Consider the following 16,774-nt stretch of genomic DNA (forward strand, 5'->3'; position numbering starts at 1 on the left):
TAAGTCAACATGCAAACTTAACGAAATCTCTCTAAGCAGGCAGACTTCGGTTCTATATCAGTAGAGTTAGGTGTAACATAACCAAGCAAAAAACTAACCCATAAGTAAGTGGCCAAAATTAAGCCGTAAGGATGTGGGCAATTTCGTCAAACTATTGTTATCTTTCTTAATACAGAGGAACAAAGGTGTAACGAATACCAGTCCCAGTATTATCCTTTTCTCACTTCTGTAACCTAAACCAACATAAACATTACGCGTTATTTTTTTTGGAGTTAACTATGAACGGACCAATCGAACTATCCTTGGAACAACAATTCACTATCCGCTCATTTGCCACCCAGGTGCAACATATGAGCCACGATCAAGCTAAAGACTTTTTGGTCAAGCTTTACGAACAAATGGTAGTGCGTGAGGCAACTTATCAAGAGTTACTTAAGCACCAATGGGGCTTAGATTCAGGCTCCACTTTGGCATAGATTATGTTCTATAGTCGCAGTGGACGACCTCCTTCTCTTGCTCGGTTCCAACGAGGAAAGGAGCTGGGGATGCTGGGGCGTCAACTTCGATAGGCAATTCCAATAAACTTGACAACAACTAAAAAAAATAATTGAATCGTAGCCATTAGGCTAAATTGACTATGCACATCTCAACAAACTACCTACATTAGCTAAACAACTTACTGTTAGCTACCTTGATAGTCGCACTTATGCACCTTCAATGAGGCAACTGCACTCTGTACAGAGTAATATTCGTAGAAATTTAAATAATCGCAGCTTCTACAAGTGTTACCGTAGTTAATTATATTTTTTATAAATACAACTTACAACTAGATATAGATTTTTATTAATAAAACTTAACTATTTTTGTGAAATTACTCTTATAATACATAACTTACGTAAAATACAAGGCTATTTACCTAGCCAGAAAGGTCAAATTGGGAATTAGTATTTATTCCTTCCAGCTTTGCTAAAATCAAGGGCTTAATTTTTTCATACTCGCGTTTTAGCAAACCTTTACTCATTTGGGGTTCTGCCGAAGAAACCAGAACTTGACTGCTTGTTGCCCACTCCTGCAATTTTTGGCATTGAGCAGGAGCAATACTGCAAACTAGCATATGAGAACATGTTCCTGGTGTCTCTCTAGCAAAGAATAACAAGCGATAGAAACCTGTTTGTCCTAAGAGAGTGACTATTTCTTGACCGAAACTGGTTTTAAGATCGAGGTAGTAAGGCAACCATTTAGCTCCATGTTTGCGATTGTAGATCGCAGTAATCCACAGCAGCATGGGGTGGGGGATAGTAATAAACAAAAATTGATTGTAACGTTTACAGACTAAGCGTTTTTGAATTTCTTCTTGCGGTAGCATTATCCACAGAGATGGTAAAGTTCCGGCATTAGTACGGATGATTTGGGGAAAAACAATATCCGCAATTGGTTTATTTTGAGGCCAAGAATAGGTGGGAGTGATTTCGCTCTCGGAATCAGATGTCTGTAAGTCAGCTTTTGTCTGCTGCACAAGCTCAGCTTTAACTACATTAGCGTCAGTCACCACATCAGTTTCTGGGATACTGAGGCGTGTGTGATAATGCTGTTCTATGGATGCTAAAATGTTAAGGATTTCACTGATATTTTGGGGGCGATCGCTTGCGGCTTTAGCGAGACAACTCATTACTAAATCTTCTACTTGCTTTGGTAATTGCAAAGCTGGAGCAGCCTCAGCAAAAGAAGTTGGTTCTTGATAGCGATGCGCTTTATACCATGCTCCAAAAGAGGCGGTTGTTGGCACCAGTGGCATCGTGCCTGTGAGCATCTCAAACATCATAACGCCCAAACTATAAATATCAGAGCGGTTATCTAATTCTTTACCCTCCATTTGTTCTGGAGAAGAATAAGCTAGAGTTCCCAAATAATAGTTAGTCACACTGCCATCTGACTGTAGTAACTTAGCAATACCAAAATCGAGAACCTTGACCAATTCCCCAAAACTGGGATCTTGAATCACCAACATATTGCTGGGCTTAATATCGCGATGGATAATTGGGTAGATAGTGCCATCAACTAAGATGCCATCATGAGCACACTGTAACCCCAGACAGATCTGACGCACCATACTTAAAAATCTTGGTAAAGTCAGATTTTGGAGACGAACAATATTGCTCAAACTCTGTCCTTGCAAATATTCCATGACATAGAAGGGGGTATTCTTGTCATCTACTCCATAGTCCATGACTCTGACAATATGAATGCTTTTTTGCCCTAGTAAAGCACAGGTTTTTGCTTCTCGCTCAAAACGTTCTTGCAATCGCATTTTTTCATTCTGTATGGATAACGCAAGAAACTTAACGGCTACAGGTACTCCTCCCAACAAAACATCCTTAGCACGATAAACTCGGCCCATTGCTCCAGTACCGATTAATTCTTGAATTTGGTAGCGTTTGCTCAGTAAGCGACCAATGTTGGGATCTGACATAGAATATTTGGCTCCAATGTCCAACAATCGTGGGTGATTCCTGTATATAAGACAGTTTGTAGGCGTTTGAGTTTAACGGTTCGATTGCACCAAAGTAACTAGTAGAACTTAAAAAAAACTTGTATCATTATTTATACGCAATTATTATTGTGCCCAAGTTTGCCCAATCAAGTAGCTAGATAAAATACTAAAGAAACTCTCAAAATTTATCACCTCTGCTTGAGGGAGGCAAACATCCTCTTTTCAACTCAGGACTTTTGAGCCTAGCTGCGATCGCAGAAACCTAGTTATTACCGATTAATAGCAACCTCAACTACAGTTACAAATTATTCTCATCTAATCTCCATTTGTCGTGACCTGAAAACGAAACAGCATAACTTGCAATTCCCAACGGTGTGTATATCATAAGAATGCCCAATTAATCAAAAAAAATATCATTGTGACAATTGCGGCTGTAACAACACATAATTATTATTAGAATTATGATTTCTATATTGGTAATTATTGCTTGCATTTGGTTGATTATTAGCATTCCTGTAGCTCTTGTTTTTGGTAAATTATTTTATAATTTTAATTTAAGCTATGAGGAAGAAAAGACCATCTACGAAGAACAAAATAATACTGTTAATCAACCAGCAAAAGTAGATTTAAAATAAAATCTACTTTTCTACGTTCTGCCCTAAAATGAAAAGTTTTACATTTTTGAGAGTTAAGTTAACTTAGCATAAGCACAAAAATATTCCTTAAGGCAGAGCTAAGACATGTTTGAAGTATGAAGCTCTTAAGCTATAAGCAGTAGACAATATAGAAACACATTAGTTAAAACTGGTAGTTGCAACTATGTTTAATATTGGGGACTATGTGCTAAATCAAAAAACTGGACATCTAGGCAAAGTAATTGGTTATGGGCACCAAATCATGAATAATGTCTATACCACAACGCTGAAAGTCCTAGTAGCTGAAGCTAGAAATTCGCAGAAAAAAGAATTAGTAGTAGAAGATGTAGTTTCAGAGTGGACGCAGGGTTCACCAGCTTAAATTTAACGCCTGTGGCACTTGCCAAATCTATCCAATATTTATAGATATGGCTTTTTTAGATATAGAATACCTTGATTCTTACGATAAAATGCCAAGGGTAAAGGTGTCCACAACTAAGCGATCGCATACTCTGCGTGTATCTCTGAGAAGTTAAATTTTAATCTCTCTTGTCAATTAGAAATCGCAGCTATACAAATAAAACCTGTCGTTGCAGGTGATTTACATAAAGTCCGTGCAGGCGGACTTTAGTTTTGTGTAGCTTTTTCAGACATCCTCATCAAAAGAAGTTACCCCAAGTGTGCGACTTATCAGAAACTATTGACCAAAAGCTCAGTAGTTTAAGCCAGCAAGCTAGCGGAATTTGTATCGAGAAACAAAGTCGCTTGAGCTTGTTGGCGTAGAATAGAAGCAGGACATTTTCTATTAATCGAACTCTGCAATATATCCTTAACTACATTCGCTTTACGTTTTTCAGGTGCAAGGCAGACAATTTTTTTAGCCGAACAAATCAATGGTAAAGTCACAGTAAATGCGTATTGCGGCACACTTTCCAAATTTGGAAAATTACCTGTGTTGACTTGTTGTTGTCGGTTAACGTAATCTAGCTTGACTAGTTTGACTCTGTAAGGATCTTGGAAATCAGCCACAGACGGATCGTTGAAAGCCAAGTGCCCATTTTCGCCTACACCAAGACAGCATAAATCAATTGCTTGTGCTTGCAGCAGTTTAGTGTAGCGATCGCATTCTGCCAAAGGTTGCAATGTATCACCTTCTATATAGTGAAATTCCTTAGGATTAACTCGCTGCTCTACACGCTCCCGCAGATAGCGCCGGAAACTAGCAGAATGATCGCTAGAAATCCCCAAATATTCATCTAAATGAAATAAGATAATCCGTGACCAATCTACACCACCCAAAGCAATCAAAGCATCAAGAAATTTGAGTTGGGAGTTTCCTGTCGCTAGCAATACAGCGGCTGTTTCCTGTTGCTGAAGAAGGTTCTGTAAATACTGTTGTGCAATTTCTGCAACATCTTGAGCCATTTCGGCTTCAGTGTTATAAATCTGCACAGTTAACTCATCGACACGAAAAGATTTTGTAGCGGCTAGCATTTGTTTACACAGGCGGCGATCAATATATGGCTCAATTAAATCAGTTAAGGTAGTTAGCAGTTGAGTGCAATACAACTTTTAGAGTTGGGGAAAGGGGGAACGGATTTAGCAGATTAATTTCTGGTTGGTTGCCTTGATGAACATTGAAACAATGACTAAGGATAAAAAACAATGTAAACTATGTAAGTAAAGTTAACAATTATTTACATATTACCTAAAAGCCATGCTATCTGCCATTCTCTTTGACCTAGACGGCACTATTGTCAATACTGACCCTATACACTACCAAGCTTGGCAGCAAAAGCTTGGTAATTATGGCATAGAAATTGACGAAACCTTCTACAAATCCAGAATTAGTGGACGATTAAACCCAGAAATAGTCAAAGATATATTGCCACAATTATCACCAGCAGATGGAGAAAAATTTGCAGATGAAAAAGAAGCATTTTTCCGAGAACTTGCAGCAAATCTGAAGCCACTAAATGGATTTTCGGAACTAATAGCATGGACAGAAGCACATCAGTTACAACGCGCTTTAGTAACTAATGCTCCTAGACTAAATTCTGAATTTATGCTAGATGTTTTGGGCATCAAGGAAGCTTTCCATACCATTGTTTTGGCAGATGATTGTATAGCAGGTAAACCAGACCCTGCACCCTACCAAGTTGCTCTTACCAAGTTAGGAATTCATGCACAAGAGGCGATCGCCTTAGAAGATTCACCCTCTGGAATTCGATCTGCTGTTGGTGCTGGTATCCGTACTATTGGGATAGCTTCTACTCACGATCCCAAAGTTTTAGTAGAAGTTGGCGCTTTTATGGCAATTCCCGATTTTACAAGTTTGCAACTGTGGACATTACTAAACTCAATGAGCGAACAAGATTTGAGTAGTATTTCATCTACTTCTTGAGGACAAAACAGGTAAGAGTCATTTGTCATTTGTCCTTTGTTATTAGTTATTTTCCTGCTTGTCTCCCCGATCGCCATTTCTAATTACTTTTATTAATTCTCTGGTAGCTTAATACCGATCTTCCTTTAGCTAGTAAGCCAATGCCAATCAAAGAAGCTAACACAGTAGGGGGTTCAGGAGCCTCTCTTGTTGGTTGTGGGATTTTTGATGCAAATTCTCCAGTTCTAGCGCCAATCAAATTCTGATGGTTATTTATATTGGGAGCTTTGCCGCTACCAAAAACCTGTGACAGTCCTAGGAACGGAATTAAAGTACCCAATACACCTTCCCCCGCTCCCCCAGATCCCGCTGGGATAGTGGGTAATATACTTGTTTTATCTAACTTTCTGACTGCCCATTCTACAATTCCACCTTCAGCATCACTGAATTGAGAAAATAAATAAACATATTTCTTTTCACCTTGATTATTGTCTCTAAAAAAATTGTTACTGATATACACTAAGTAATCATGGTTACCATGCTCAGAGTTTATATCTTGAAGCAAAACTGAATTTTGATCGAGATCAAAAGTTTTGGTAGCATGACCATCAAAAGTTGGGTAATTAGTCAGATTTGCAGCATTGCCCAAGAAAATCTGTAACTTCTTCAATACAATCTCTGGTAAGCCTGGATTTGTCTTTGTTTTCTCTGGCTCGTTGATAGTTAAGATAAACTCACGATAATCTGCACCACCTATATTGACTATCGGTACATCGCTTAACTTCAATGAGTGAGACAATCGCTGTTTTTCGCGATCGCGAGACTTAACCAGAGACGCATCTGTATTAAAGCCTTCTTTTGTTGAAGTCTCAGGTAAGGATTCAAGCCGCAAAAATGTATCTATTTCTTCATCCTCTTTAAGAGTGCCTTTACTAATTTTCTTGATGCAAGCATCCTTACCTTTGATACAAGTAGACTCGCTGGGATTAATCAGGCTGATCCGAGTAGCTGAAGCTTCATAAACCGCGATCGTGGCTAAAAACATCAGGTCACAGACAGCTATTAAGCCAAATTTTCCCAGAATTATCCAAATTTTTGGCGAAAGTATTTCTTTTATATTGCGTAAATAAAAGTAACTACGTAAATAGTTGAACATAAAAATTCTAGTTAAATCCTCTGTCCGTATGATTTATTTTTTTGTATAAAATGACTTAGCAAGAATGACTAATGTATTCCAAACTTTACTAGTCTTGATAGTTAATTTTGTGTTTTTTATACAATCTTTATAATAAATACTTAAGTAAAAAATTTGTGTGAAGTATAATTTAATTCAAAAATAACGTGATATAGATGAAATATCTGTGCATAAAGCACCTGAGGAATTCGCGCAATTGACATCGCCTCTATGCAAAACTTCTAAATATTGCGTAATTCAATAGAGGAAAATGCGAGTGCGATCGCAATGAGTCCCTAAATTACTTCTGTATTAATACTTTGTAGTTTTTACCGAAAGTTCATTACATTTACTGTGTATTATATACTACTTGCTTTGCCGAAGCAGTAGAAATTCCCAATCCTGAAATCTATCCACCTCCTGCTTTTTCTTGCGATAATTCCCAAGGGGCATGAGCTTCTAAACTGGTTTAGTCAAGGGGAGATAGATGACCATCAAACGGTTGGGTTTAATTGGGCTAACGCTGATCTCGTTGGTGTTGTCCGGCTTATCTTTATTTAGCAGTTGGCAAGAACCACAGTTCCAAAGTCGCCTGGAACTGTACCAAACAAATATTGCGCTACAAGCGCAAGCTTGGCAACCAGAAGATAACAAAGACGAAAATTTCCAGGTAGTTAGGGATGCTATTCTTGGCGATCAACCTCTGGATAACGCGGTCAAGCAATATCAAGAAGCGCGGAAATCGGTGCAAACCAATTTAGACAAAGCCAAAAATCAACTGGCAAAACTGCGCTCTCAACCAGTTAATACTCCCGCACCTCCTAAACCTTTACCAGAAACCCGTCCATCTGAAAATCCCTCTAGTCAACAGCAACAACAGTTGGAGCAGTCCCTCAACCAACTGCAAAAATTATTAGCTGAATTAGACTTACGCCTAGGAATTTTACAAGCACAGCAAGGAAAGACAGATCTAGCACTAAAAACTTGGACTGATTTACAGCAACGCTCAGATATTAAGCCCGAATTTCAAGAAACATCTACTGTGTTAATTGGTTTGTGGAGTAATCCTCCTCGTCTGCTACCAAATGCTCAACAGTTGATTCAAAAAAATTTAGAAGGTTGGTTTCGCGCTAATGCGCTGGAGCAACTATACAAACTCCAGCAACGTCCAGAAGCACTATCAGCAGTTCAAGCTGCGCAACAACAAGCTGCTACCCAAGCTGTATTGAAATTAGCAGTGATTGGGATTTTTCCTACCTTGGCAGCTTTGATTGGGATCATACTGCTGATTGCTGTGTTTGCTCAACGCTTGGTGAAGGGAAAAGCAGCCTTACTGGCTCAAAATGCTGATGTAGCCTGGACAACGCCTTGGGGTGGCGAGACGATTTTACAGGTTTTTATTCTCGGCTTTTTCTTGATGGGACAACTGTTTGTGCCCCTGTTACTATCTCTGCTCCCCATCTCGCTTACTGGTGGTAATGTGCGTTTTCAGGCTTTCTCAGTCTTGCTGCGTTACCTTTTAGTAGCATCAGGTGCGCTATTGGTACTGTATTTATCAATCAAGCGCTTTTTCCCCTTACCAGAATTATGGTTTCGCTTCAATTTCCAAGGTAAGTGGTTTTTGTGGGGGCTAGGCGGCTATTGCGCCGCTTTACCGATAGTCGTAGTGGTGTCTTTGATTAATCAACAACTATGGCAAGGGCAAGGTGGTAGTAATCCCTTGTTGCAACTGGCATTGGAAAGCCAAGATTCCGTAGCACTTGGCATATTTTTCTTAACAGCTGCGATCGCCGCGCCGTTTTTTGAAGAAATTCTGTTTCGTGGCTTTTTGTTGCCTTCCCTAACTCGTTACCTTCCTGTTTGGGTGGCGATTCTTACCAGTAGCCTGCTATTTGCCGCTGCTCACCTAAGCTTGTCGGAAATTTTACCACTGACAGCCTTGGGGATCGTCTTGGGAGTTGTGTACACGCGATCGCGTAATCTACTTGCTCCTATGCTGTTACACAGTCTTTGGAACAGTGGTACTCTACTCAGTTTGTTTATCTTAGGTAGTGGTAATTAAATATAAGTATAATTACGGTTGCCATAAAATCAAAATATTTGCTTTTATCTCCATATATAGGAATAATATATGGCAAGAATTTAATGTTTATAAATAGCAATAAGCATGAGTAAATGCTAAGTTCAGAGGAAATATTGCTGATGGCAAAAGTCACTCTAGCAATACTGAGAAATACATAGCAAAATCTCGATCAGCGTTTCATCTCGTTTGGGTAATTTTTACCTTTTGCAGGATGTACATTGCGTTCTCGAGCTTCTTCCTACTTAGAATGCTTGTGAAATTAGGTAGCAGTAATTGATGAGATTTCTTAAAATGCTACTACTTTGCACTTAGGTGGCGGCAAAATTTGTTTCTATTCTGTGGAACAATGCCTATACTGGTACTGTCCACAAAAGATGTCCTCATCATTGCAGCCAGATAAAAAAAATCCGGACATAAAACTGATTGACCTGTAGAAAGGGTTATTCCAGCATAAGAGTATTTGCTGATTATTCAGAGTGAATTCTTCTCAAAGGAAATGTCTCACTTGAAAATCTGTAAAGCTAATTTACTGAGATTGGTCACCCAAAAAACAGAAAATTTAACCAACGCTCTATAGTTCCAGGCAATAGCAAGTAATCTTTCCTATGCAATTATGATGGCGTTTCATAGGGAAATGTAACACATTGTATGTGGCTACTTATCTGGATTATTGCTTTTTCGTTAGGGAAAGTAAAAATATATTTATGAAGTAAATATATTTACGTATTTTCTGGAACAATCATTTAAAATTATCTCTATTTATTCAGGAGCAACACTCAATATGGCAAATCTAAACTCCAGCCAAACAACTAAACAACTTATGGCTGGTTACTGTGGGATTATTTTTGGAGGTTTTGGTGTCCATAAGTTTGTTTTAGGATACGCCCCAGAAGGCTTTATTATGCTTGTTATTTCTGTAGTCGGTGGCACTTTTACTTACGGGTTTAGTTTGTTAATTATGCAACTTATCGGTTTGATTGAAGGCATGATTTATTTAAACAAGCCCCACGAAGAATTTGTAGATACTTACTTCGTCAATAAACAGGGCTGGTTTTAAAAGTTTCTTTCTCAATTTAAGTTTTATTTTAAGCTATGTATCTTAGCTGCATCCTGCCAATTTATATCTACTGATATGCTAATCCTCAAAAATCAAAAGCTTACCTTGGTCTTGTGTTTGCTGATAGGTGTGGGGTATTTCAGTGCTATGTCTAATTTAGAAATAAATTATTTTTTGAAAAGCCTGATTTCCCTTATACCTATACAGGTAGGAGCATTAATTTACATATCTCATCAACGCTCTTGCCGTCGTCATTCCTGAATTGAGCAAGAGAAATTGAGAATTTAATAACTATGACATGCAGTCTTAGTTCCAGATTTCGCTACCCTCAAATTAGGACGCTTTTAATCGGGCGTCAGATTTTTGAAGCGAATCTAACTAAAATCTTGCCATGCAACTTGTTCCCAAAACTCAGATCACCCCAGAACAGATCCCAATTACAGAGAAAATAATTCTGGATGTTGGGGGCATGAAGTGTGCTGGATGTGTAAAAGCAGTAGAAAGACAGCTAACCCAACAGCCTGGAGTTAAGAATGCCTGTGTGAACTTGGCAACGGAGGTAGCAGTCGTAGAGTTAGAAGCTGGCGCGGTCGATGCAGAGTTACTGGCAAAGCATTTGACCGCCAACGGCTTTCCCACTCAACCCCGAACAGCGGCAGGTGAGATAGCCGCTCGAGAAGACCCCCAAGCGCGACAGCAACGAGAAATGCGCTCTGCATTAAGGCAGTTAGTAGTTGCTGGTGTGCTGCTAGTCTTATCTGGAATTGGACATTTTGGTACTATTAGCGGCTTAACATTGCCGTTATTAAATAACATTTGGTTTCACTGTGGACTGGCAACATTGGCCATACTGATTCCAGGTCGCCCGATTTTAGTGGATGGTTGGCTGGGCTGGCGGCGAAATGCCCCCAATATGAATACTCTAGTAGGATTGGGAACTCTGACAGCCTATACGGCTAGTTTGGTGGCGCTACTGTTCCCTCAAATGGGTTGGGAGTGCTTCTTTGATGAACCAGTGATGATGTTGGGTTTTATCCTACTGGGACGGACATTAGAGCAACAAGCTAGAGGACGGGCCGCTGCCGCATTTAGGCAACTACTAGCACTACAGCCACAAGTGGCACGATTGATTGCTAACCCAGAGAAAGTTGGGCAAGTAACTGATGGAGATGGTTCGCAACATAGCCAAGATGCCGTTATCGGTTCGGCTATCGTTGAAATTCCAGCAGAACAGGTGCGAGTAGGTGAATGGTTAAAAATATTACCAGGCGATAAAATCCCTGTTGATGGTGAAGTTCGCTTGGGGCAAACCACGGTGGATGAGTCGATGCTGACTGGGGAATCCGTACCTATACTCAAGCAATTAGGGGATCTTGTAACAGCAGGTACTCTCAACCAATCGGGAGTGATCGCTATTCAAGCAACCCGTACAGGTAGCGATACAACTTTAGCTCATATTGTCGCCCTGGTAGAAGATGCCCAAACCAGGAAAGCACCTGTTCAGAAATTAGCAGATACAGTTGCAGGTTACTTTACCTACGGGGTATTGGCAGCAGCTTTATTAACATTTATATTTTGGTACTTCTTCGGTACCCATATTTGGCCAGATCTCACCATATCAGGCGGCATGGATATGATGAGTCACACAGATCGCAGTGTTCAGCACTTATCACTTAGCCTGCATCACTCGCCACTGCTCATCAGCTTAAAGCTAGCGATCGCAGTTATGGTAGTTGCTTGTCCTTGTGCTTTGGGGCTAGCTACACCAACAGCTATTCTCGTAGGAACCGGCTTAGGTGCGGAACGGGGTCTACTAATTAAAGGTGGCGACGTTTTAGAACGGGTACACCAGCTAGATACTATTGTCTTTGATAAAACAGGCACACTAACCACAGGTAATCCGACTGTGACTGATTGTCTGCCGATTGCGGAATTGGGCATAGAAGAAAACTCTTCTCAATCACTTCTCCAATTGGCAGCAGCAGTAGAAAGCGGCACATACCATCCTCTTGCTAAAGCGATTCAACAAGAAGCACAGCGGCAAAAGCTAGCTATCCCAGAAGCTGTAGAGTTTCATACAGAACCAGGACTTGGTGTGTCTGCTATCGTACAGGGCAAAAGTATAGTGCTGGGTAATTGGGAATGGTTAAGTTGGCACGGAATCGCAATTAGCGACACTGCACAAAAGTTGAGTCAGAAGTTAGCGACAGAGGGAAAAACAGTTGTTTGTGTAGCAGTGGGCGGAAATTTAGCTGGAATCATTGCCGTTAGTGATACTCTTAGACCAGATGCTCAAGCCACAGTAGATCGTTTACGTCAGATGGGTTTACGGGTCATGTTGCTAAGTGGCGATCGCTTAGAAGCTGCTAGTGCGATCGGCACTCAGCTGGGGCTAGATAGCGCTGATGTGATCGCTGGTGTTCCCCCCAGCAAAAAAGCCGCTGCTATCCAAGAATTACAAACCAAATCTGCATCTGTTGTCGCAATGGTTGGAGATGGGATCAATGATGCTCCGGCTTTATCTCAAGCAGATGTAGGAATTGCTTTATACTCCGGCACTGATGTAGCAATGGAAACTGCTGCTATTGTACTAATGCGCGATCGCCTCAGCGATGTTGTCGAATCAATTCACCTCAGCCGTGCCACCTTCAACAAAATCCGTCAGAATTTGTTTTGGGCTTTTGCATATAATACAATTGGTATTCCCTTAGCAGCAGGTGTTTTGTTACCCAGTTTGGGTTTTATACTTAGCCCATCTGGTGCCGCCGCATTAATGGCCTTTAGCTCAGTTAGTGTTGTTAGTAACTCAGTTTTATTACGGCGTTTAGCTCATCGACCCTAAACTTTTCTCTTGAAGGTTAAGTTCTCAACTCAATCTCGCTCCTATTCTTGTTGGGCAAACTAAAATCGTATTCAGGAGTTAAGCATCTACCAAAGCATGTTGAGAATCTGACAAAAGTTAAACTAGCAGGAGTAGAACAGTCATATTCTACTCTTTTGGGTGAATATGCAATTTAATGCTTATTAAAGCAGTACCACAGACTGTAGTGCGTAAGAATGGCAGGAAACTATATTAAACAAAGCTTGAGCAATCACAGTTCAACCAATGTTAGCAGCGATGCATCAATGGCAGCAGAAACCAATGAAAGCCATCTTCTGATTATTGAAGACGATCAAGGTCGTAAGGAATTTACTCTGGAAAACCCCGTCTACTCTATCGGTAGAGATCGCGAGTGCAATATCCGTTTGGTGTCGCAGTTTGTCTCCCGCCGCCATGCCACATTGGTGAGATTACCACGAGAGCAGAATAGTCAGAGCTATTATTATCGAATTGTCGATGGTGATGCTAAAGGCAAGCTCAGTTCTAACGGTTTGATGATTAATGGACGCAAGATGCCGTCCCACGACCTGAGAAATGAAGACGAAATTATTTTTGGTCCTCAAGTACGTGCTATTTATTACTTGCTACGTAATACCCAGCGATCGGGTAATACAGATGCTAGCGAGTATGATATTACACTAATTAATCCTGGGATGACAGACGATATAGAGGAACTCTAGAACCAACAACATTATTGAATCAGAGACGTTTGCTCAAGAATAGTCAAGCTGTCCACATCAAGCGGAAGCGCTTACCATAAATGTTGAAGCTTTATGCTAGCGGCTTTTCATGAGACATCATGTCCGCAAAATTTGGATAAAAACCTAATGTTGTCAGGATTTCTTGACAAGAGTATAGTTTGGGATTACTGGCAAAGCAGCGTGGTCAAGACTTATGAGCAAAAATCACGCCACTTGCTACCTTCTGAGCGTTTACAAGTCTAAATACCGAACGGAGTGGCTTGAGAAGCAGCGCAACCCATAACCTCTGTAACACAGTAGGTTCAAAATCTCAAATACAAAATTTGTGTGGTTTTGGCTTATTGCGTAGCTTTGCCATTCAGCTAGCCGCAGCGGATGCCTAAACAAAAGCAGCAAAAGTTATCCTGCTAGACTTTCAATCAGATGCCAATGGCGACTGTGTTCAATCGCCTGCTTCACAAATTCAAATACTTGTCGACAGTGATTATCAAGTTGGAGTGGCAGTTCCTCATTTTTAACCACAATACTCAACCGGGTTTCTGTTTCCGTCGCTGTTGATTTATCAATCAGTACTTCGACCTTAACTAGCTTGGAAAAAGAAACAGTACCGGGAACCTCACGAGCCATAATGTAATCGGCCGTGTAGTATTGAACATCCAAATCACAGTCTTGTAAGAGATCTACAAGCAACGGCTGGAGATGCTCAACAGGAACAGAAACAATAAAAGAACAGGTATAGCGAGCCATAATAGCCCCACGCCTTGCAACACTCCGTCCATCCTATAATACCGAAGTATGTAAACTGCAAGTCTTTATAAATTCATTAAACAAATCTCTTGCATTCAAAAAGGAAGGGGGTGCAAGTAGAAAATCTGATAAAAAACTTTAAAATAAGACTTTGGCGGACGTGTGTGCATCATGAAAGTAGCAATTGCTGGAGCAACAGGTTTTGTAGGTAGTCGTTTGGTAGAACGACTCCACCAGGATGGTAATAGCGTGTTGGTGTTAACACGTAACACCGCTTTTGCCAACAAAGTTTTTTCTTCTAAGACTTTTCCCAATGTAGAAATTGTTGCTTATGAACCCACTGCATCAGGCTCTTGGCAAGATACTATTACAGGTTGTGATGCTGTTGTTAACCTAGCAGGCGAACCGATTGCAGAAGAACGCTGGACATCAGAACACAAACAGAAAATTCTCAATAGCCGCAAGCTAGGTACACAAAAAATTGTGGAAGCAATACTCAAGACTAACCTTAAGCCAACAGTATTAGTCAACGCTTCAGCTATCGGCTTCTACGGTACTAGTGAAACTGCTACCTTTGACGAAACCAGCTCCTCTGGAAATGATTTTCTTGCTGAAGTCTGTCAAGCTTGGGAAGCTGAAGCGAACAAAGTTAAAGATGCAGGTGTGCGATTAGTAATTCTGCGTTTAGGTATTGTCTTGGGGATGGGTGGTGCTTTAGGCAAAATGATTACTCCCTTCAAACTTTTTGCTGGTGGGCCAATTGGCAGTGGTCGGCAGTGGTTTTCTTGGATTCATATAGACGACTTAGTTAACCTCATTCTGCAAGCTTTAACCAAACCAGAGATGGAAGGTGTATTTAACGCCACTGCTCCCAACCCTGTCCGGATGGCAGATTTAAGCCAAACTATGGGGCAGGTGATGAATCGCCCTTCTTGGTTACCAGTCCCAGCTTTTGCACTAGAAGCACTCTTAGGAGATGGGGCAAAAGTAGTTTTAGAAGGTCAACAAGTTCTTCCCAAGCGTACTTTGGAAACCGATTTTCGATATCAGTATCCTAATCTGCGCTCGGCAATTACAGAAATTTTAAAATAGGTCAAAAGTTAAAGGTCAAGGGTGAATGTTCATTAAAAGTTGGAATCTTGACCTTAACTCATCTTGAATTTTAAATTCCTTAGGGGTTGACTAATCAGCCTGAAATTTTCGGGAAATCCAATTGATCAGACCACTGAGAATTGCGCCCCCCATAAGAATCCCAATGGCTGGGTTAAACACAGGTTGCCACAGTTGATGCCACAAATCTAGTCCTAAATTTATACCAGAGGCATCACCAATTACTGCGATCGCAAACCACCCAAAGCCAAATAAAACCAGGAATACATCTGCAACTAAAATAAAGTTTAGCCAGCTTAAAAGTTTGTCTTTCATCAACTGTCTTATTGTCAAATTGTCTAAAAACTGCACATTGCTTATGGGTAATAGTTAGTTGTCCTCTGTTTCTAGCTAGTGACAACTAACACAATTACCATCTACGCATCAAACAGCCAGCCTTTGACTTTTACCAAACTCTGCCAATCTGGTTTTCTAGTTAAACCGTCTTCAATGCTGTTTTTGATTTCATCCTCCCATTCTTGATTTACAAAAATTAACTGTTGGGCGAAATCAACATGTTCCCGTAAACCTTTTTGTCCGGTTTCCAGCATGGCAACAGCAAGATTAATTCTGGCTTGTGGATCTTGGGGATTGAGCTTGACTGCCTTCTGTGCGGCTTTATAAGCTAAGTTGCCTTTGTTCTCGAGCAGATACAACCAAGCCAAACAAGTCCAAGCAGAACTGCTTCTAGGAGCGCGATCGCAAACTTCTTTAAACACAGGGATTAAAGAAGCTGCACTTTCCCCTGCTTTATAGCGTTCCAAACCTGTATCAAACAGGGATTCAACCGTATTAGTCATTGGTCAATTGTCAAGGGTCAAGGGTCAAGGGTCAAAAGCTCTTGGACTTTAGACTTTTGACTTTTGACTATACACCAAATGACTTACCGCAACCACAAGTTTGATTGGCGTTGGGGTTAGTGAATTGAAAGCCGCCGCCAATCATGGCATCACTATAATCAAGCATTAAGCCATAGAGGTATAATAAGCTTTTGCGATCGCAAACAATTTTGAAGCCATCATAGTCAAAAACTTCATCCTGGGGAGTGATCTTACTGGAGTCTTCAAAATCCATCATGTAAGACATCCCAGAGCAGCCACCTTGTCTCACGCCTACCCGCAAGCATAAATCTTGACCTTGCCTGTCACGGAGAGACTTTACTTGGTGTAGTGCGGTTTCGCTCAACTGAATTCCGCGTTGTTGCGGTTGAATTGCTTGTGTCATCTGCTGTTTCAACTCCTTAAGTAGTCTAACCAGTACTCTAGGCTTATAGTTGGTGTTTTTGTATCCATTCTAGCGACATTGATGTTCCTGGTTGCCAAATTGTAAAGACTCCGTCAAAAGCCGCTAAATATTTTTATTCTAGAATTGAGAGATTTGGTGCGTTTTGAGATTCGCTATTTTTGGAAATTCAGCCTTGTGGCAGCCTGAATAGCAACCAATCTTCAGGTATAGCTAGGAAAATTTCATCCG

16 protein-coding genes are annotated in these 16,774 nt (G+C 40.6%); 9 read left to right on the top strand and 7 right to left on the bottom strand.

Annotated elements, in window-relative coordinates:
- The first annotated feature begins 278 nt into the window (after positions 1-278).
- Entirely contained in the window at positions 279-476 is a 198-nt protein-coding gene (locus BV375_RS11520) for an NblA/ycf18 family protein (RefSeq protein WP_086685748.1), read from the top strand.
- 440 nt (positions 477-916) lie between these two features.
- On the opposite strand, the gene BV375_RS11525 is transcribed toward BV375_RS11520, so the two are convergent.
- Complete coding sequence (locus BV375_RS11525; RefSeq protein ID WP_086760508.1) at positions 917-2,470, bottom strand: serine/threonine-protein kinase; 1,554 nt, start codon at positions 2,468-2,470, stop codon at positions 917-919.
- Positions 2,471-2,952: 482 nt separating this feature from the next.
- On the opposite strand from BV375_RS11525, the gene BV375_RS36810 reads away from it, so the two are divergent.
- Positions 2,953-3,126 (top strand): hypothetical protein, encoded by a 174-nt coding sequence (locus BV375_RS36810; protein WP_166507431.1) that lies wholly within the window; start codon positions 2,953-2,955, stop codon positions 3,124-3,126.
- A gap of 184 nt (positions 3,127-3,310) precedes the next feature.
- Positions 3,311-3,508, top strand: coding sequence for a hypothetical protein (locus BV375_RS11530; protein ID WP_086760510.1), 198 nt, complete (start codon positions 3,311-3,313; stop codon positions 3,506-3,508).
- Positions 3,509-3,846: 338 nt separating this feature from the next.
- Here the strand turns inward: BV375_RS11530 and BV375_RS11535 are convergent, their stop codons facing one another.
- Positions 3,847-4,620, bottom strand: a complete 774-nt coding sequence (locus tag BV375_RS11535; protein WP_086760612.1) for a glucosamine-6-phosphate deaminase — start codon at positions 4,618-4,620, stop codon at positions 3,847-3,849.
- 223 nt (positions 4,621-4,843) lie between these two features.
- On the opposite strand from BV375_RS11535, the gene BV375_RS11540 reads away from it, so the two are divergent.
- Entirely contained in the window at positions 4,844-5,530 is a 687-nt protein-coding gene (locus BV375_RS11540) for an HAD-IA family hydrolase (RefSeq protein WP_086760513.1), read from the top strand.
- A 79-nt stretch (positions 5,531-5,609) separates the two neighbouring features.
- Here the strand turns inward: BV375_RS11540 and BV375_RS11545 are convergent, their stop codons facing one another.
- Complete coding sequence (locus tag BV375_RS11545) at positions 5,610-6,665, bottom strand: hypothetical protein (protein WP_086760514.1); 1,056 nt, start codon at positions 6,663-6,665, stop codon at positions 5,610-5,612.
- Positions 6,666-7,170: 505 nt separating this feature from the next.
- Between BV375_RS11545 and BV375_RS11550 the strand changes: the two genes are divergently transcribed.
- The 4 genes from BV375_RS11550 to BV375_RS11570 all read left to right on the top strand — a co-directional run bounded on the left by BV375_RS11550 (position 7,171) and on the right by BV375_RS11570 (position 13,384).
- Positions 7,171-8,745 carry a type II CAAX endopeptidase family protein gene (locus BV375_RS11550; protein ID WP_086760516.1) on the top strand — a complete coding sequence of 525 codons (1,575 nt, stop codon included), beginning with the start codon at positions 7,171-7,173 and terminating at the stop codon, positions 8,743-8,745.
- A gap of 802 nt (positions 8,746-9,547) precedes the next feature.
- A complete protein-coding gene (locus tag BV375_RS11555; protein ID WP_086760518.1) occupies positions 9,548-9,823 on the top strand; it encodes an NINE protein in 276 nt (91 codons plus the stop codon).
- Between the two features lie 391 nt (positions 9,824-10,214).
- Complete coding sequence (locus BV375_RS11565; RefSeq protein ID WP_086760524.1) at positions 10,215-12,665, top strand: heavy metal translocating P-type ATPase; 2,451 nt, start codon at positions 10,215-10,217, stop codon at positions 12,663-12,665.
- A 215-nt stretch (positions 12,666-12,880) separates the two neighbouring features.
- The gene (locus tag BV375_RS11570; protein ID WP_086685730.1) at positions 12,881-13,384 is read left to right on the top strand and encodes an FHA domain-containing protein; all 504 of its coding nucleotides are present in this window, start codon (positions 12,881-12,883) and stop codon (positions 13,382-13,384) included.
- Between the two features lie 420 nt (positions 13,385-13,804).
- On the opposite strand, the gene BV375_RS11575 is transcribed toward BV375_RS11570, so the two are convergent.
- The gene (locus BV375_RS11575; RefSeq protein WP_086685728.1) at positions 13,805-14,152 is read right to left on the bottom strand and encodes a hypothetical protein; all 348 of its coding nucleotides are present in this window, start codon (positions 14,150-14,152) and stop codon (positions 13,805-13,807) included.
- Between the two features lie 171 nt (positions 14,153-14,323).
- Between BV375_RS11575 and BV375_RS11580 the strand changes: the two genes are divergently transcribed.
- Complete coding sequence (locus BV375_RS11580; RefSeq protein WP_086760527.1) at positions 14,324-15,244, top strand: TIGR01777 family oxidoreductase; 921 nt, start codon at positions 14,324-14,326, stop codon at positions 15,242-15,244.
- Positions 15,245-15,334: 90 nt separating this feature from the next.
- Here BV375_RS11580 and BV375_RS11585 read toward each other — a convergent pair whose 3' ends face one another.
- The 3 genes from BV375_RS11585 to BV375_RS11595 form a co-directional block, all read right to left on the bottom strand.
- Positions 15,335-15,577: a hypothetical protein gene (locus BV375_RS11585; protein WP_086760529.1), complete on the bottom strand. Its 243-nt coding sequence runs from the start codon at positions 15,575-15,577 to the stop codon at positions 15,335-15,337.
- 101 nt (positions 15,578-15,678) lie between these two features.
- On the bottom strand, positions 15,679-16,101 hold the full coding sequence (locus BV375_RS11590) for a hypothetical protein (protein WP_086760531.1): 423 nt from the start codon (positions 16,099-16,101) through the stop codon (positions 15,679-15,681).
- Between the two features lie 67 nt (positions 16,102-16,168).
- Positions 16,169-16,525 (bottom strand): iron-sulfur cluster assembly accessory protein, encoded by a 357-nt coding sequence (locus BV375_RS11595; RefSeq protein WP_086685719.1) that lies wholly within the window; start codon positions 16,523-16,525, stop codon positions 16,169-16,171.
- Positions 16,526-16,774: the final 249 nt, after the last annotated feature.

The organism is Nostoc sp. 106C (assembly GCF_002154725.1).
Taxonomy (GTDB): Bacteria; Cyanobacteriota; Cyanobacteriia; order Cyanobacteriales; family Nostocaceae; genus Aulosira.

Excerpts from the sequence above, each read along its gene's own strand:
- BV375_RS11530 (WP_086760510.1), top strand. The coding sequence starts at position 3,311 with ATGTTTAATATTGGGGACTATGTGCTAAATCAAAAAACTGGACATCTA.
- BV375_RS11525 (WP_086760508.1), bottom strand. The coding sequence starts at position 2,470 with ATGTCAGATCCCAACATTGGTCGCTTACTGAGCAAACGCTACCAAATT.
- BV375_RS11520 (WP_086685748.1), top strand. The coding sequence starts at position 279 with ATGAACGGACCAATCGAACTATCCTTGGAACAACAATTCACTATCCGC.
- BV375_RS11535 (WP_086760612.1), bottom strand. The coding sequence starts at position 4,620 with ATGCTAGCCGCTACAAAATCTTTTCGTGTCGATGAGTTAACTGTGCAG.
- BV375_RS11595 (WP_086685719.1), bottom strand. The coding sequence starts at position 16,525 with ATGACACAAGCAATTCAACCGCAACAACGCGGAATTCAGTTGAGCGAA.
- BV375_RS11545 (WP_086760514.1), bottom strand. The coding sequence starts at position 6,665 with ATGTTCAACTATTTACGTAGTTACTTTTATTTACGCAATATAAAAGAA.
- BV375_RS11575 (WP_086685728.1), bottom strand. The coding sequence starts at position 14,152 with ATGGCTCGCTATACCTGTTCTTTTATTGTTTCTGTTCCTGTTGAGCAT.
- BV375_RS11570 (WP_086685730.1), top strand. The coding sequence starts at position 12,881 with ATGGCAGGAAACTATATTAAACAAAGCTTGAGCAATCACAGTTCAACC.
- BV375_RS11555 (WP_086760518.1), top strand. The coding sequence starts at position 9,548 with ATGGCAAATCTAAACTCCAGCCAAACAACTAAACAACTTATGGCTGGT.
- BV375_RS11590 (WP_086760531.1), bottom strand. The coding sequence starts at position 16,101 with ATGACTAATACGGTTGAATCCCTGTTTGATACAGGTTTGGAACGCTAT.
- BV375_RS11580 (WP_086760527.1), top strand. The coding sequence starts at position 14,324 with ATGAAAGTAGCAATTGCTGGAGCAACAGGTTTTGTAGGTAGTCGTTTG.
- BV375_RS36810 (WP_166507431.1), top strand. The coding sequence starts at position 2,953 with ATGATTTCTATATTGGTAATTATTGCTTGCATTTGGTTGATTATTAGC.
- BV375_RS11565 (WP_086760524.1), top strand. The coding sequence starts at position 10,215 with ATGCAACTTGTTCCCAAAACTCAGATCACCCCAGAACAGATCCCAATT.
- BV375_RS11585 (WP_086760529.1), bottom strand. The coding sequence starts at position 15,577 with ATGAAAGACAAACTTTTAAGCTGGCTAAACTTTATTTTAGTTGCAGAT.
- BV375_RS11550 (WP_086760516.1), top strand. The coding sequence starts at position 7,171 with ATGACCATCAAACGGTTGGGTTTAATTGGGCTAACGCTGATCTCGTTG.
- BV375_RS11540 (WP_086760513.1), top strand. The coding sequence starts at position 4,844 with ATGCTATCTGCCATTCTCTTTGACCTAGACGGCACTATTGTCAATACT.